14 protein-coding genes are annotated in these 14613 nt (G+C 60.4%); all 14 read left to right on the top strand.

The genetic code is table 11. The annotated features are described in order from the left end of the window. The first annotated feature begins 33 nt into the window (after window positions 1-33). The 14 genes from AK2_RS03395 (at window position 34) to fliG (ending at window position 14612) form a co-directional block, all read left to right on the top strand. A complete protein-coding gene (locus AK2_RS03395) occupies window positions 34-417 on the top strand; it encodes a hypothetical protein (RefSeq protein WP_067931429.1) in 384 nt (127 codons plus the stop codon). Window positions 418-610: 193 nt separating this feature from the next. Further along, on the top strand, window positions 611-1765 hold the full coding sequence (sucC, locus tag AK2_RS03390; RefSeq protein ID WP_067931426.1) for an ADP-forming succinate--CoA ligase subunit beta: 1155 nt from the start codon (window positions 611-613) through the stop codon (window positions 1763-1765). A gap of 12 nt (window positions 1766-1777) precedes the next feature. Continuing rightward, complete coding sequence (sucD, locus tag AK2_RS03385; protein ID WP_067931424.1) at window positions 1778-2683, top strand: succinate--CoA ligase subunit alpha; 906 nt, start codon at window positions 1778-1780, stop codon at window positions 2681-2683. Between the two features lie 202 nt (window positions 2684-2885). Further along, window positions 2886-3986: a DNA-processing protein DprA gene (gene dprA, locus AK2_RS03380; RefSeq protein WP_067931422.1), complete on the top strand. Its 1101-nt coding sequence runs from the start codon at window positions 2886-2888 to the stop codon at window positions 3984-3986. Between the two features lie 157 nt (window positions 3987-4143). Beyond that, window positions 4144-6276: a type I DNA topoisomerase gene (gene topA / locus AK2_RS03375; RefSeq protein WP_067931420.1), complete on the top strand. Its 2133-nt coding sequence runs from the start codon at window positions 4144-4146 to the stop codon at window positions 6274-6276. A gap of 6 nt (window positions 6277-6282) precedes the next feature. After that, window positions 6283-7590: a methylenetetrahydrofolate--tRNA-(uracil(54)-C(5))-methyltransferase (FADH(2)-oxidizing) TrmFO gene (trmFO, locus tag AK2_RS03370; protein ID WP_245632748.1), complete on the top strand. Its 1308-nt coding sequence runs from the start codon at window positions 6283-6285 to the stop codon at window positions 7588-7590. Between the two features lie 5 nt (window positions 7591-7595). After that, on the top strand, window positions 7596-8513 hold the full coding sequence (gene xerC, locus AK2_RS03365) for a tyrosine recombinase XerC (protein WP_245632747.1): 918 nt from the start codon (window positions 7596-7598) through the stop codon (window positions 8511-8513). Window positions 8514-8516: 3 nt separating this feature from the next. Beyond that, the gene (hslV, locus tag AK2_RS03360; protein ID WP_067931416.1) at window positions 8517-9068 is read left to right on the top strand and encodes an ATP-dependent protease subunit HslV; all 552 of its coding nucleotides are present in this window, start codon (window positions 8517-8519) and stop codon (window positions 9066-9068) included. A gap of 17 nt (window positions 9069-9085) precedes the next feature. After that, window positions 9086-10474: an ATP-dependent protease ATPase subunit HslU gene (gene hslU, locus AK2_RS03355; RefSeq protein WP_067931414.1), complete on the top strand. Its 1389-nt coding sequence runs from the start codon at window positions 9086-9088 to the stop codon at window positions 10472-10474. 180 nt (window positions 10475-10654) lie between these two features. Beyond that, window positions 10655-11038, top strand: a complete 384-nt coding sequence (gene flgB / locus AK2_RS03350) for a flagellar basal body rod protein FlgB (protein ID WP_067931412.1) — start codon at window positions 10655-10657, stop codon at window positions 11036-11038. 6 nt (window positions 11039-11044) lie between these two features. Beyond that, window positions 11045-11479: a flagellar basal body rod protein FlgC gene (gene flgC / locus AK2_RS03345; protein WP_083520809.1), complete on the top strand. Its 435-nt coding sequence runs from the start codon at window positions 11045-11047 to the stop codon at window positions 11477-11479. A 37-nt stretch (window positions 11480-11516) separates the two neighbouring features. Beyond that, a complete protein-coding gene (gene fliE / locus AK2_RS03340; RefSeq protein ID WP_067931410.1) occupies window positions 11517-11816 on the top strand; it encodes a flagellar hook-basal body complex protein FliE in 300 nt (99 codons plus the stop codon). Between the two features lie 231 nt (window positions 11817-12047). Further along, window positions 12048-13577: a flagellar basal-body MS-ring/collar protein FliF gene (gene fliF, locus AK2_RS03335; RefSeq protein ID WP_245632746.1), complete on the top strand. Its 1530-nt coding sequence runs from the start codon at window positions 12048-12050 to the stop codon at window positions 13575-13577. A gap of 21 nt (window positions 13578-13598) precedes the next feature. Then, window positions 13599-14612 carry a flagellar motor switch protein FliG gene (gene fliG, locus AK2_RS03330; protein WP_067931408.1) on the top strand — a complete coding sequence of 338 codons (1014 nt, stop codon included), beginning with the start codon at window positions 13599-13601 and terminating at the stop codon, window positions 14610-14612. Window position 14613 lies beyond the last annotated feature (1 nt).

The raw sequence follows: 14613 nt of genomic DNA, 5'->3' as shown, positions 1-14613 counted from the left end.
GTAAGAGTGAACGCGGGGAGCGGGGGAGACAACGTGCAGAACTTCAGGGAACACACGCAGCGGGTAAACCAGAAGAGTCGGCCGTCGAACCGGGGCCGCGTTGTGGATTTGCGCGCCTTCCGCAGGAAAAAGCGATTGCGCAGTCTGTGCGGTCCTTTGACCTGGCGGCGCTACTTCCTCTCCGGCCTGGTCAAGGTGTTGTTGGCAGCCGCCGTGGCGCTCGCGATTGCTTCGTGTCTGCCCTGGGCCCAGCGTCCCCAGATGATTGCCTGCACCTGGCTGTTGGCCGTCGTGGGCGCCGGCTGCGGGCTGGCGTTGCATGTGCTGCGGGACCGGCAGGCGCAGCGGCTGTTGCTCGGGTTCGTGGTCTGCATGGCCGTCTCGCTGGCCTCGGCCGTTTTTCTGGTGCGCTCCTAGATGTGAAGGGTGCCGGCCACGGAGAAGGTCTCATTCATGTCCAACTTTCCTCTCGGGTCCAGGGATGCGTCCCTGGGCTTTTGATTTGTAAATGCTTCTCGACTGATTTATCCTATATAAGGATTGTCCCCGATGGCCCCGGGGATCATGGGATGCCCGCGCCGTATGGGCGTGGCGAGAAAGGAGTCGGCGCATGAACATTCACGAATACCAGGCGAAGTCTGTGCTCGCGCAGTACGGCGTCGCGGTGCCGCAAGGTCATGTCGCTTTCACGGTCGAGGAAGCTGTGGAGCATGCCAAGCAACTGGGCGGAAAGGCGGTCGTCAAGGCGCAAATCCACGCGGGCGGCCGCGGGAAAGCTGGCGGAGTGAAGGTTTCCAAGTCGCTTGCGGAGGTCGAGGCCAACGCCCGTGAACTGCTCGGCAAGACGTTGGTGACGCATCAAACCGGCCCGCAGGGCAAGGTCGTCAAGCGTCTGTTGATTGAACAGCTCTCCAATATTCAAAAGGAATACTACATAGGCTTGGTTGTGGATCGCGCAAGCGGCAGGGTTGTCATGATGGCATCGGCCGAGGGCGGCATGGAGATTGAGGAAGTGGCCGCGAAGACGCCGGAAAAGATTTTCAAGGAAACGATAGATCCGGCCGTGGGCCTGCTGCCCTACCAGGCGCGCAACCTCGCGTTTGCGATTCAGATTCCCGATGCCCTGGTCAATAAGGCGGTCAAATTCATGACCGGTCTGTACGCGTGTTTTGTGGACAAGGACTGCTCCGTCGCCGAGATCAACCCGCTCGTCGTCACCGCAGAAGGCGACGTGATGGCTCTGGATGCCAAGTTGAACTTTGATGACAATGCGTTGTACCGCCACCCCGACATCCTCGAATTGCGTGACCTGGACGAAGAAGACCCGAAGGAGATTGAAGCCTCGAAGTTTGGTCTCAATTACATCGCGCTCGACGGAAACATCGGGTGCATGGTCAACGGCGCCGGTCTGGCGATGGCGACGATGGACACCATCAAATACTACGGCGGGGAGCCGGCCAACTTCCTCGACATCGGCGGCGGCGCCAACGAGGAGAAGGTCACGGCGGCCTTCAAGCTCATCCTGTCCGATCCGAACGTCAAAGGCATCTTGGTCAACATTTTTGGCGGCATCCAGCAGTGCGACGTGGTGGCCAACGGGGTCGTCGCGGCGGCGCGGCAGATTGGACTGGACAAGCCGCTCGTCGTGCGCTTGGAAGGCACCAACGTGGAAAAAGGCAAGGAAATCCTGAACCAGTCCGGACTCAATATTGTTGCGGCAGACTCGCTGGCGGACGCCGCTCAGCGCATCGTCGCCTTGGTATAGGGGGATTCTGCGATGAGTATTTTGGTCGGCAAGGAGACGCGCGTCATCACGCAGGGAATCACCGGCAAACAGGGCCTGTTTCATACAAAACAAGCGATTGAATACGGAACGAAGGTCGTGGGCGGCACCACGCCGGGCAAAGGCGGAACGACTGTCGAGGGGGTGCCGGTGTTCAACACGGTGCGCGAGGCGGTCGAGAAGACGGGGGCGAACGCCTCGGTCATCTACGTTCCGCCCGCGTTTGCGGCCGATGCCATCATGGAGGCCGTCGACGCCGAGTTGGACCTGGTCATTTGCATCACCGAAGGCATTCCGGTCTTGGACATGGTCAAGGTCAAGCGCTTCATGGAGGGCCGCCACACCCGGCTCATCGGTCCCAACTGCCCGGGCGTGATCACCCCCGGCGCCTGTAAGATCGGCATTATGCCTGGTTATATCCATGTCCCAGGCAAAGTCGGCGTCGTCTCCCGCAGCGGCACCCTTACCTACGAGGCGGTCTACCAATTGACCGTGCGCGGCATCGGCCAGTCGACGGCGGTCGGCATCGGTGGCGATCCAGTCAAAGGGACGGAATTCATCGACGTGCTGAAGATGTTCAATGATGATCCGGACACGGAAGCGGTCATCATGATCGGTGAGATTGGCGGTACCGCGGAAGAACAGGCGGCCGAATGGATTCGCGATCACATGACCAAGCCGGTGGTCGGCTTTATCGCCGGCGCCACCGCGCCTCCGGGACGCCGCATGGGGCACGCCGGCGCCATCATTTCCGGCGGCAGCGGCACGGCCGCTTCTAAGATCAAGAAGCTTGAGGAGTGCGGCATCCGCGTGGCGCCGACGCCTTCCGACATGGGGGCGACGATGGAGCAGTACTTAAAGGATCGCGGGCTGCTCGAGTCCTGCCGCACCGCCCGTTGAAGCCAGCACTTGCTGGGTGAGCGGACATCACCGCGACAGATGAGAGGGAAGTCGCTGAGCAGGCGGCCCTGGTCCCCACGCCAGGGCCGCTTTCCATTGTGTTTTAACATCCAGTGGCAAACGTTTGCTCCTATCTGCCATCGACGCTTAGGGTGGACATCCGCCACAATAGGGTCAAAACCCTGCGAGATGGGGGAACACCGTGGTCGAGGATGAAAAGGCTTGTTCCATCGCCCTCGCGATGTGCAAAGGATTGGAGCGGATGAGCCTGTTGCGCTTGATCGAAGCGCTCGGGAGTGCGACCAGGGTTTGGGAGGCACACCCGAGGGAGTGGATGGAAGCCGTGCGCCTTCAGCCGGCCACCGTGCGGAGGCTGGAGGATTGGCGCCGCCGCGTGCAACCGCGGCAATTGGAGACCCAACTGGCGGAGCGGGGGGTCCATTGCCTCGTGCGCGGCCTGCCGGACTACCCTAAATCCCTGCTTCATCTGACCTATCCGCCACTGTGCCTGTTTGTCAGCGGCCGGACGGCGGCGTTGAACCGGCTCGGCGTGGGCGTGGTGGGCACGCGCCGGGCGTCGGCGTATGGACTGGAGGCAGCCCGCTGGACCGGACAGGTGCTGGCACAAGCTGGGTTTTGTGTCGTGTCCGGCATGGCCCTCGGCATCGACGCCGCGGCTCAGGAGGCTGCCCTCGCGGCTGGCGGGTGGACGGTGGCTGTGTTGGCCTCTGGCACCGACATCTGTTATCCCCCTTCCCATCGGAGTTTGTACGAATATATTCAGCGGCGCGGCCTGCTTGTCAGCGAATATCCTCCGGGCACAAGCGTGGCTCGTCATCGGTTTCCGGAGCGCAACCGAATTCTGGCAGCCCTGTCGCACGTGGTTGTGGTCATCCAGGCCGGAGAACGCAGCGGTGCTCTGAGAACGGCCGACATGGCGCTGGAGCTGGGCAGGGACGTGTACGCCGTCCCAGGGCCCATCACCTCCATTCATTGCCGCGGTTCCAATCGGCTGCTTCAGGACGGGGCGCGCCTGCTCATCGATCCGCACGACCTGGTGTCCGACCTGGGCGGCGCGTTGGACTCGGCCTGCTGCGAGGCCCATCGCCCTCCGGAGCGGTGGCAGGCGTTGTACGAAGCGGCGCTGATGCACGCTTCCCCTGATCAGTTGGCATCCAGCCTCGGGTGGCCGTTGGCCAGGGTGTACACCGGCCTGTTGGAGCTGGAAATGGGCGGTTGGCTGGGGCGCGCACCAGGCGGCGGATATCGGGCGGGTGTGGGTTTGCAATCAAAAAAGCGGTGATGCTATCATGGGTTGACACAGGTTTCTGAGAATGAATGGGTAGGAATACCTATTCATTGTGGAGCCTCCACCGGACCCGGACGCATCCGGCGTGGCCGATGCAGAGCGGAGGCGCGGGATAGCCATGAACGCTGGCCGGGATTGAGGGGGAAACAGATTGGCGGATTATTTGGTCATCGTGGAATCGCCGGCAAAGGCGAAGACCATTGGCAAATATCTGGGCAAACGCTATACGGTCAAGGCTTCGATGGGACACGTGCGGGATTTGCCAAAGAGCCAATTGGGAGTGGATATCGAGCACGACTTTGAGCCCAAATACATCACCATCCGTGGCAAGGGCGACGTCATCAAAGGACTGCGCGAGGCCGGGAAAAAGGCGAAACGCATCTTCCTGGCGGCTGACCCCGACCGCGAGGGGGAGGCGATAGCCTGGCACTTGGCCCACCTGTTGAATGTCGATCCGTCCGATTCATGTCGGGTGGTGTTTCACGAGATCACCAAGGACGCGGTCAAGGCAGCCTTTCAGCATCCGCGGCCGCTGGATTTGGACCTGGTCAAGGCGCAGCAGGCGCGGCGCATCCTGGACCGGTTGGTCGGTTATCGATTGAGCCCGCTCTTGTGGAAAAAGGTGAAAAAGGGCCTGTCAGCCGGCCGTGTCCAGTCTGTGGCGGTGCGGTTGATAGTCGACAGGGAGCGGGAGATCCGCGCCTTTCAACCGGAGGAGTACTGGACCGTTGACGCCCGTTTTGAGACCGAAAAGGGGGGCTTTACTGCTCGTTTTCACGGATACGGAGAGGAGAAGACCACGCTGGCCAATCGAGCGGCGGTCGACGAATTGCTCCAGGCCGTGGCTGGTGAGCCGTTTGTGGTCGAGTCGGTAAAAAAGGCGGAGCGGCGCCGCAATCCGAGCCCTCCATTTACTACCAGCAGTTTGCAGCAGGAGGCCGCCCGCAAACTGGGCTTTCGCGCTTACAAAACGATGGCGGTCGCGCAGCAACTGTACGAGGGCCTGGACGTCGGCGCCGGCGGCGCCGTGGGCCTGATCACGTACATGCGCACCGATTCCACACGCATTGCCGAGTCGGCCCAGGCGGAAGCGCGCTCGTACCTGCGGGAACGGTTCGGCGACGAATATGTGCCCGGTACCCCGCGCCAATATGCCAGCAAGGGCGGGGCCCAGGATGCGCACGAAGCCATTCGGCCGACCTCCGCGGCACGCGATCCGGATTCGGTCAAGCCTTTTCTCTCGCGTGACCAATACCGCTTGTACAAGTTGATTTGGGAACGGTTCATGGCCAGTCAGATGGCTTCCGCCCTGCTCGACACCACCACGGTGGATATTCGGGCGGGGCGGGCGTGGTTCCGGGCCAGCGGCTCGGTTCTGCGTTTTCCTGGTTTCATGGCCGTGTATACAGAGGGCCGCGACGATGCCGGGGCAGATGACGAGCAGACCCGCCTGCTGCCGCCCCTGGAACCGCATCAGGCCCTGGAGTCGCCTGTTCTCCAGCCGGAGCAGCACTTTACGCAACCGCCACCGCGCTATTCAGAATCCAGCTTGGTGAAGGCCATGGAGGAGCTGGGCATTGGCCGGCCCAGCACCTATGCGCCGACCATTGACACCATCCTGAAGCGGGGATATGTGGTACTTGAGCAGAAACGGTTCCACCCGACCGAGTTGGGCGAGATTGTGGTCGACCTCCTGCTTCAGTACTTCCATGAGTTGATTGATGTCGACTTCACCGCAAACCTGGAGCAGGAACTGGACTTGGTCGAGGAAGGGAAAATTGATTGGGTCAGGCTGTTGGGCGAATTCTACGACTCCTTCGAGCAACACCTACAGCGCGCTGAGGACCTGCTCGGCCAGGTCGAAATTGCCGACGAGGAATCGGACGTGATCTGTGAAAAGTGCGGTCGCAAGATGGTTTACAAGCACGGGCGCTACGGCAAGTTTCTCGCCTGTCCGGGCTTTCCAGAGTGCCGAAACACCAAGCCCATTGTCAAGGAAGCCGGGGTCAATTGCCCTCAATGCGGCAAGCCCTTGGTCGAGCGCCGCGGGAAGCGGCGGGTCTTCTACGGCTGCAGCGGCTATCCGGATTGCGAGTATGTGTTATGGAACCGTCCGACCGGGGCTTTGTGCCCGGTGTGCGGTCATCCCATGGTCGAAAAGCGAATCAAGGGAGAAACCGTGGTCGTTTGCAGCAATGAGGCGGCTCACCCGGAAGCTGAGGGGAGTGAGGCAGGTGTGCGGAAGGAACGTCCGGCAACATCTGGGGCATATGCTAGGGGGTAGATGCAGATGCATGTCACCGTGATTGGCGCCGGATTGGCGGGTTCGGAGGCGGCCTGGCAGGCTGCCCGGCAAGGGGCCTCGGTGACACTGTACGAAATGCGGCCGCAGGTCAAGACGCCGGCTCACCACACACCCTGGTTTGCCGAGTTGGTGTGCACCAATTCTTTGCGCTCCAATGCCCTGACCAACGCGGTCGGGCTGCTCAAAGAGGAGATGCGGAGGCTTGACTCCCTCATCATGCGGGCTGCCGACGCGCATGCTGTGCCCGCAGGCAGCGCTTTGGCAGTCGACAGGGAGGGGTTTGCCCAGGCGGTGACACGCGCCCTGGAGCAACACCCACGCGTCACCGTGCGCCGGGAAGAGGTCCGGGACATTCCGGCGGACGGAATCGTGGTGGTGGCCACCGGCCCTTTGACTTCCCCGGCGCTCTCGGCCGCGATCGAGAGGTTGGTCGGAGGTCGGCATCTGTACTTCTACGATGCGGCGTCGCCGATTGTGACCAGCGAGTCGATTGACCGGGAGAAGGTGTTCGCTGCTTCCAGGTACGGCAAGGGGGAGGCGGCATACCTGAATTGCCCGTTTGACGAGAAGCAGTTTGAGGCTTTCTACGAGGCGCTGGTCACCGCCGAAACAGCTCCTCTGCACGACTTTGAGGAGGAAAAGTACTTCGAGGGTTGCATGCCGATAGAGGTGATGGCCAAACGGGGCCCGAAAACCTTGCTGTTTGGCCCCATGAAGCCTGTGGGTCTCGAGGACCCACGCACTGGGCGGCGGCCCTATGCGGTCGTGCAACTGCGTCAGGATAACGCGGCCGGCAACCTGTACAACATCGTCGGGTTTCAGACCCACCTGAAGTGGGGTGAGCAAAAGCGGGTGTTCCGCATGATCCCCGGACTGGAACAGGCCGAATTCGTGCGATACGGGGTGATGCACCGCAACACCTATATGAACAGTCCCACTGTCCTTTTGCCGACATATCAGACGCGGGCACGTCCCACCTTGTTTTTCGCCGGGCAGATGACGGGCGTCGAAGGGTACGTGGAATCGGCGGCTGCGGGCCTGATAGCTGGTCTCAACGCCGGACGGCTGGCCGTCGGCCAAAGCGTCCTCACGCCGCCGCGAACCACCGCCATCGGCAGCTTGGCCCACTATATCACGGAAGCTTCACCGGACAATTTTCAACCGATGAACGCCACGTTCGGCCTGTTTCCGCCACTCGACCAGACGGTTCGAGACAAACGCGAGCGCCATCAAAAACTGGCGGATCGAGCGTTGGCGGACTGGCAGCGCGTGCTGGCCAGAATCGAGGTGTGACCTGGGTGTCCTGTTTGGCTTCGTATGTGAGGGAGTTTTTGACCCGCCTGCAGGATGAAAGGGGCGCCTCTGTCCACACCGTGGTCGCGTACCGTCAAGACCTGCAGATCCTCCAGGACTTTCTGCGGGAGCGGCACAAGGACGAGCCCGGCCAGGTGACCCTGACCGACCTGCGCGCCCTGTTGGCGCAGGAGGTGCAGCGGGGACTGGCCAAACGCACGCTGGCCAGGCGGTTGTCCTGTTACCGGCGTTTTTTTGACTTCCTGGAAAGGGAAGGTGTCGTGACTGGAAATCCGGCGCGAGCGGTTCAGTTGCCCAAGCTTCCGAAGCCGATTCCGGACTTCTATTATCAGGAAGAGGTCAAGGTCTTGCTGGATTCGATAGGCCAGCAAGACATCTGGTCGGCACGCGACCGGGCGCTTTTGGAGTTGCTGTATGCTACCGGTGTCCGCGTCAGTGAAGGCGTCGGGCTGGATGTGGGGGATGTGGACCTTGCGCAGGGGATAGTCCGCGTGCTGGGCAAGGGGCGCAAGGAGCGGTATGTGTTGATGGGGTCTTACGCCATTCAAGCGGTGCGCGTCTACCTGGCGTTGCGCGGGCCCGAGCTCTCGTGGGATTCGCCCCTGTTCATCAACCGGCGCGGGGGCCGCCTGACTGACCGCAGCGTGCGCCGGATTCTCAATGCGTGTATCGAACGTGTCGGCCGTTTGCACCATATCAGCCCGCACGCGTTGCGGCACAGCTTCGCCACTCACATGTTGGATGGCGGGGCCGACCTGCGCGCTGTGCAAGAATTGCTGGGGCACGCCAGTCTGTCCTCCACGCAAATCTACACCCATACGACCCGGGATCGGCTGGCGCGCGTCTATGACCGGGCGCACCCGCGGGCGCGGCTCACCGATGGGGGAACAAAGGAGGAGTAACACATGTCGGACTTGCACGCGACCACCATATTTGCTATCCTGCGCGACGGCCGCGGGGCGATGGCGGGCGATGGCCAGGTGACGCTGGGAAACACCATGATCATGAAGCAAAACGCCCGCAAGGTGCGGCGGCTGTACCAAGGACGTGTCATTGCCGGATTTGCCGGCTCTGTGGCCGACGCGTTCACGCTGTTTGAGAAGTTTGAGTCGCGGCTGGAGGAGTTTGACGGCAACCTGCAGCGGGCCGCCGTCGAGCTGGCGCGCGAGTGGCGTTCCGACAAAGTGCTGCACAAGCTGGAGGCCATGCTCATCGTCATGAATGAGCAGCACCTGTTCATTCTCTCGGGCAGCGGCGAGGTGATTGAACCGGATGACGGCCTGTGCGCCATCGGTTCGGGCGGGGCCTATGCCCTGGCGGCCGGGCGCGCCTTGGTGCGTCACACCTCCATGGATGTGGCGGACATCGCCCGCGAAGCTTTGAAGATGGCGTCGGAGATCTGCGTGTACACGAATGATCATATCGTTGTCGAAGAACTGGGCATAGGACCTGCTTAAATTTTGGAGGCGGTAAGATGGCCTATCGGGAATTAACCCCGCGTCAGATTGTCGAGGAACTGGACCGGTACATTGTCGGACAGCAGGCGGCCAAACGCGCGGTGGCCGTCGCGCTGCGCAACCGGATGCGGCGCGCCAAGCTGGCGCCCGAGCTGCAGGCGGAAGTCACGCCGAAAAACATTCTTATGATTGGTCCGACAGGTGTGGGCAAGACAGAGATTGCCCGCCGCTTGAGTCGCCTGGTTGGGGCCCCCTTCATCAAGGTGGAGGCGACCAAGTTCACCGAGGTGGGCTACGTCGGTCGCGATGTGGAATCCATGGTGCGTGATTTGGTGGAGACCGCCATCCGCATGGTGAAATCGGAACACATGGAACGGGTCAAAGATCAGGCTCGAGAACACGCTGACGAACGGATCGTCCAGGCATTGGTGCCAGACCCGAGCGCCAGGCGGGGTATGCGCAATCCATTCGAAATGTTGTTTGGAGCCAACCCCGGCGCGTCCAGTGAACAGGAGACACCGTCGGAGAGCGTCCGCAGCGAGCGGCGGCGGGTTCGTCAGCAATTGCGCAGCGGTCAGCTGGAGGACCAGGAGATTGAAATCGAGGTGGAGGAACAGGCGGCGCCGATGATGGGTTTTTTGCCCGGCATGGGCGCGGAGGGAATGGGCAATCTCCAGGAGATGCTGGGGAACTTATTGCCCAAGCGGCTGCGCAAACGCCGCCTGACCGTGCGCGAGGCCAGGCGTGTGCTGGAGCAGGAAGAGGCGCAGAAGCTGATTGACATGGATGCGGTGACGGCCGAAGCGGTCCGGCGCGTCGAAAACCACGGGATCATTTTCATTGACGAGATGGATAAGATTGCGGGCCGGGAGCAAAACACGCGCGATGTCTCGCGTGAAGGCGTGCAGCGTGACATTCTGCCGATTGTCGAGGGCTCCACGGTGGTGACCAAATATGGGCCGGTATCGACGGATCACATCCTGTTCATTGCTGCTGGTGCGTTTCATATCTCCAAGCCGTCTGACCTGATCCCAGAACTGCAGGGGCGGTTCCCGATTCGCGTGGAACTCACGAGCCTGACCGCGGACGATTTTGAAAAGATCCTGAAAGAACCGCAACACGCCTTGCTCAAGCAATACACGGCCCTGTTGGAAACGGAGGGTGTGAAAGTCCGCTTCACCGACGAGGCTATCCGTCGCATCGCCGAACTGGCGGTGCAGGTGAACAAGGAGACCGAGAACATCGGGGCGCGCCGTCTGCACACCCTGGTCGAAAAACTGCTGGAGGACTTGTCCTTCGAGGCTCCAGAAGTACACCTGGAAGAGGTAGTCATCACGCCTGAATATGTGCAGGAGAAGCTGGGGACGATTGTCGTCAATCGCGATCTCAGCCAGTTCATCCTGTAGTCCTGCGGGTTAACCAGAAAGTTAGGCCACCGAAAGTTTGGTGGCTTTTTCTCATTCATGGGGAATCGTGTCGAAGTGTGCAGGAATCTGCCGCGGGGTGTCGAATTAGTAACCCTAGGAAAGTAGTTATGCCCGCAGGAATCATGCCCATGTTGTGGCAGAGGTTGACGGGGTGAAAAGATGACACTGGACACAGGGACGTTTCAACTCCTGCAAAACGCGTTAGCGGCATCCAATTTGCGTCAGAGCGTATACGCCAACAACATCGCCAATGTGGATACACCGGGTTACAAGCGCCAGGATGTGTCTTTTGAATCGATGCTGCAGCAGCAACTGGCGTCGACCGATGGCTCCGGTCTGACCACGGACGAGTTGAATCAGTTGGTGTCCGTGCAGCCGCAGGTGGTCACTGACACATCGACAGCGGTACAAAACAACGGCAACAACGTCGATGTGGATGCCGAGATGAGCGAATTGGCGGCGAATCAGATCCGTTACAACGCTCTCGTGCAAGACGTGGATCTTCGGATACTCCGGCTGCGCGAAGCGATTCAAGGGGAGTGATAACCGGTGTCGTGGCTAGGCGATTTGGCCATCAGCGCGTCCGGATTGACCGCTGAACGTGTGCGCATGGATGTTATCGCCAACAACATCGCCAACGCGAATACGACGCGCACCCCAACGGGCGGTCCCTACCGTCGAGAGATGGTCATTCTGGCGCCCAGAACGAACAGCTTTCAGGACGCGCTGTCGGCGGCGCAATCGGAAACGGAGCCGGATGCCGGCGTTCAGGTGGTCGGGATTGTGCAAGACCCGAGCCCGTTCCGGGTTGTTTATGATCCGGGGAATCCGGATGCGGTCAATGGATACGTACAGATGCCCAATGTGGACATTTCCACCGAAATGGTCGACATGATTTCCGCGGCCCGCGCGTACCAGGCGAACGTGACGGCGTTTGACGCCGCTAAACAGATGGAGACGGCTGCCATCTCATTGGGCAAATAAGCGGCGAGCAGCGGATTCTCATGGAGGAGGAAGGTCTATGGCTGTCACAGGCGTGAACGGTGTGGCTTCGTCCGCATCGACTCTGACACCGTCAGCGAGCGGGTCCGCGAAGAGCACAATGTCGTTCAGCGACGTGTTGGGCAAAGCCCTGGATGACGTCAACGGGATCTTGCAGCAGGCAGATCAGGCGGCGGTGTCCTATGCTGCCGGCGGGCCAACGACGATTGACCAATTGATGGTGGCGGAACAACAGGCTTCGCTGGCCTTGGATTTGGTTGTGCAGACTCGGGACCGGGTGGTCAGCGCTTACCAATCGTTGATGAACATGCAGATGTGATCTGACCTCGGCGACGTGGCGTCGGCAGATAGGCGCTCGTGAGGGAAAACAACGTAGAGAAAGAGATAGAAGGCCATAAAGAGAGAATCACATGGGGACTGGCTCGGCGCCTGAGGATGGTCAAGTCAGACGCGCCGGACGCACCCGTGCCCGTACACGATGCGGTCGCCTGTCTACCACTTTTGTGTTGGGAAAAGGGGTTTTTAAGTATGTAAGTAAGGGTGAACTGGTTTGAACGCATCGTTCGGCGGTTGGTGGCAACAACTGAGTTCGCGTTTGAGTTCGCGCTGGGGAAGCTTGTCCGGTCGGCAAAGACGAAATCTGGCGATTGCCGCTGCTGCGTTGATTGCCTGCATCGCTGTGTCTGCATGGCTCCTGTCGAGACCTCACTATGTCACAATCATGAGCGGACTGGACGATAAATCACTTGGGGAAGTCCAGTCGAAGCTTGAAGACCTCAAAATTCCATTCGAAATCAGTGGCTCGTCGGTACTGGTACCTCAGCGTGAAGCCGATGAAGCCCGCATCCAGTTGGCGACGGCTGGTCTCCCGGACACTGGATACATCGGCTACAGTTCAGTTTCGAATTCCTTCGGCATGACGGAAGACCAGTTTAACATACAAGTTTTGGATGCCCTCCAGCAGAGTTTGAACCACACAATCGAAAGCATCGACGGCGTTGAAAGTGCGCAAGTACATATTGTCATGCCGCAGGAACAGGTGTTTGTGTCGCAGCCCCAGGACACGGCCAAAGCGTCCGTGTTTGTGCAGTTGGGCACAGGGGTACAGCTGTCTTCCGCCCAGGTGGCCGGAATTCAGCAGTTGGTCGCTCATTCGGTCAAGGGGCTGTCGGCAAGCAACGTCACGGTTGTAGATCAAAACGGTGTGGATTTGTCCTCTAACTCGGCATCCACAACCTCTGTCACGGCCGGTACGGAATTGGCCCAGCGGCAAGAGCTAGAGCAGGATCTCCAGCAAAGGTTGACTTCCGGGCTGGAGCAAATCGTCGGACCAGGGAATGCGGTGGTGGTGGTCCACGCGAATGTGACGTTTGATCGCGTGCAGAGCAAGTCGCACGTGGTTCAGCCAGTGCCAGGGCAGGATACCGGGCTGCCCTCCAGTCAACAGGTGATACACAAGTCGGACAATTCACAAGGAAATGGCGTCGGCGGCGTGGCTGGTCAATCTTCGACCAATCCCGGACTTCCCACTTACGCCGGAAACGGCACAGGCAATTCGACGTCCCAATCCACAGATGACGAAACGAATACCACGTACGACAACAGCTACACCGACACCACCACGGTGCGCGACCCCGTGCAAATCAACGGGTATGACGTCGGGGTGATGCTGAATTCGGCCAGTGCCAATCTCACCCCGGCTGTCATGCGGCAGGTGCAGCAGTTTGTCAAAAATGCGGTCGGTGCTTCCACGGGGGCCAATGCGCAGAATTCAGTGTCGGTGATGAAAGTTCCCTTCCAAACACAGGCTACCACGCCGGCCCCGGCAGCGTGGCGTTGGTGGTGGGTGGCCGCTTTGGCCGCGGCCTTGTTGCTGGCGGGCGGCCTGTGGCTGTGGTGGAGGCGCCGCCAGAACGAGGAAGAGGCGGAACTAGAGCCCGTCGGCCTTCCTGCCGGCGAGGAGTCTTTGCCTGAGTCCTTAACGGAGGACGAACAAATCAAGCGCCAATTGGCGCGGCTGGCTCAGCAGCGGCCTGAGGAGTTCGCCAATCTGATCCGGACGTGGCTTGTCAGTGACTAGTCGTACAAGGGGGCGGGTGCGGTGCAGCGGCGCAGACGAGAATTGACAGGCAAACAAAAGGCCGCCATCCTGCTCATCAGCCTTGGCCCTGAAGTGGCAGCCCGAGTCTATCAACAGTTGTCGGAAGAGGAGATTGAACAGTTGACCTATGAGATCTCCAACTTGCAACAGGTGGACACGGACCTAGAGGAGCGGGTGCTGCAGGAGTTCCACGACATTGCGGTGGCCAAAGAGTACATATTGACCGGCGGCATCGAGTATGCTCGCGAAGTCCTGGAGCGGGCCCTCGGCCGGGAAGAGGCCGAGCGGGTGTTTCACAAACTGACGTCCGCTTTGCAAGTCCGCCCGTTCCACCAGGTTCGCAGGGCCGACCCGCAGCAGCTGGCCACCTTTTTGCAGGATGAGCATCCGCAGACCATGGCGTTGGTGCTGTCTTATCTTGATCCGGACCAGGCTGCTCTGGTGATCTCCTCGCTGCCGCATGACCAGCAGGCGGATGTGGCAAGGCGAATCGCCTTGATGAACAGCACATCTCCCGATGTCGTGGCTGAGGTTGAACAGGTACTGGAGAACAAGCTGGCCATGATGACGAATGTGGACGCCCAGATGACGGGCGGCGTGGACTCGGTGGTGAAGATTTTGAACAATGTGGACCGGGGGACGGAGAAATCCATCCTGGAGACCCTGGCCATGCAGGATCCCGAGCTTGTCGACAACATCAAGCAGAGGATGTTCACCTTTGATGACATCGTGTATCTGGATGCGCGTTCCATTCAGCGGGTCATTCGCGATGTGGACCCGAGAGACCTGCAACTGGCGCTCAAAGTCGCGGGCGAACAGGTGCGGGAGGTCATCTTCAACAACATGTCCAAGCGGATGGCCGAGTCGTTTCAAGAGGAAATGGAATACATGGGCCCCGTCCGCTTGCGCGATGTTGAGGATGCTCAGCAGCGGATTGTCGGCCTGATCCGGAGGCTGGAAGAAGCCGGTGAGATCATTGTCGCTCGCGCTGGGGGAGATGACATCATTGTCTAAG

It is taken from the genome of Alicyclobacillus kakegawensis NBRC 103104, assembly GCF_001552655.1.
GTDB lineage: Bacteria > Bacillota > Bacilli > Alicyclobacillales > Alicyclobacillaceae > Alicyclobacillus_G > Alicyclobacillus_G kakegawensis.
This window is presented reverse-complemented; position numbering and strand designations above follow the sequence as displayed.